This is a genomic window from Rossellomorea sp. FS2, from assembly GCF_047915635.1.
In the GTDB taxonomy this organism is placed as follows: Bacteria; Bacillota; Bacilli; order Bacillales; family Bacillaceae_B; genus Rossellomorea; species Rossellomorea marisflavi_A.
Map to the genome: position 1 here is coordinate 574,590 of NZ_JBLRVS010000004.1, position 1,298 is coordinate 575,887.

General features: G+C 43.8%; 3 protein-coding genes. All 3 read right to left on the minus strand.

The window, feature by feature from the left end; translation table 11 throughout:
* Positions 1 to 222, minus strand: a 222-nt coding sequence (locus ACNA6I_RS13840) for a DMT family transporter (protein ID WP_416313573.1), incomplete at its 3' end; no start/stop codon positions are given.
* Positions 222 to 566 (minus strand): DMT family transporter, encoded by a 345-nt coding sequence (locus ACNA6I_RS13845; RefSeq protein WP_416313574.1) that lies wholly within the window; start codon positions 564 to 566, stop codon positions 222 to 224. The genes ACNA6I_RS13845 and ACNA6I_RS13840, both read right to left, overlap by 1 nt.
* Positions 563 to 1,144, minus strand: coding sequence for a TetR/AcrR family transcriptional regulator (locus tag ACNA6I_RS13850; RefSeq protein ID WP_251401336.1), 582 nt, complete (start codon positions 1,142 to 1,144; stop codon positions 563 to 565). The genes ACNA6I_RS13845 and ACNA6I_RS13850 overlap by 4 nt, the downstream gene beginning before the upstream one ends.
* Between the last annotated feature and the right edge of the window lie 154 nt (positions 1,145 to 1,298).

A 1,298-nucleotide genomic window follows, 5' to 3' on the forward strand; every position in this document is an offset into this window, starting at 1 on the left:
CCCGACCAGTCCTGATCCCACGGTACCGATTCCGGTCCAGATCGCATAGGCCGTACCCATTGGTAGAGACTGCATCGACAAACTCAAAAATGTGAAGCTGCATGCGAGCCCGACCACAAAGATGAGATAGGATGATACGCTTTTTTTCCGGGTGATCAGGTTCAATCCCGTTACACCGACCACTTCAAATACACCTGCAAGAATAAGGAATATCCAGCCCATTACGATTCGCCCCCCTGTTCCTGACTCTTCCCTGTCACCAGCTTAAGCCCGATGACCCCTGCCAATAACACAAGGATCAATAAGACTTTAGCCACCTGGAACGGGACATTGAAAAAGACCATTTCCGCAATGACCGTACCCGTCGTTCCAAGACCGGCAAAAACGGCATAGGCGGTCCCGACCGGCAGGGACATTTGTGTAGCCTTAATCAGGAACCCAAACGATAAGACGATGGCTGCGATTGTCGCTGCCCACGTGATGAAATCTGTAGAATGTTTCAATCCGATGACCCAGCCCACTTCGAATAGGGAACCGAGTACAACAAACGTCCATGCTCTATTCATTCATGACACTCCTTTTCATTTATACCTTTCCAAAATACTTCCAAGGAATGCTCCAAACGTTTTTCCAGCCGCTCGGAGCGCCCGTATAATAATTCAACCAGTAGTCCATCCAAGATTGTCAGGTAAGTAACAGATGCCTTTTCAGGTGTTATATCACCTTGAAATTGCCCATACCTTTCAAACAAACGAACAAAAAGTGCTTCCAATCCTGTTATATATTTTTCCGTTCCCTCTTTAATTGCCTCTTCCAATTCAACAGGTGGAAAAAAAGACGTTCTCAAAAAGAATTTCATATTAGAGTCTTCCCCATAACGAGTGAGATAACTAGGAAGAAATTGATTCAGCATGTGAATAATTGGTAACTCACTTCTGGCTAAATACCTATCAATGAAATCCAATTCATGTTGAACGGAATCTTCAAAAGCACGGATGAAAAGATCTTCTTTACTTTTAAAATGCGAATAAATGGATTGCTTTTTAATACCCGCTTTATCTGCAATCGCAGATAGAGAAGCTCCTTGATAGCCATGAAGGGCGAATTGCTCAAGGGCAATCGCTTTTAATTCGTTTGATTTCATTTTTTCCACTCCCTTACGAACGTTCGTAAGTTATTTTATCCAGGTAGGGCCAGAATGTCAAATGTTCGATTGGCTCTCCTTTCGATTGTCACAAAAAAGACACGGGAGTGAACCATCATGGAGCATTCAGCCAGTAAGAAAATTGACAGTACGC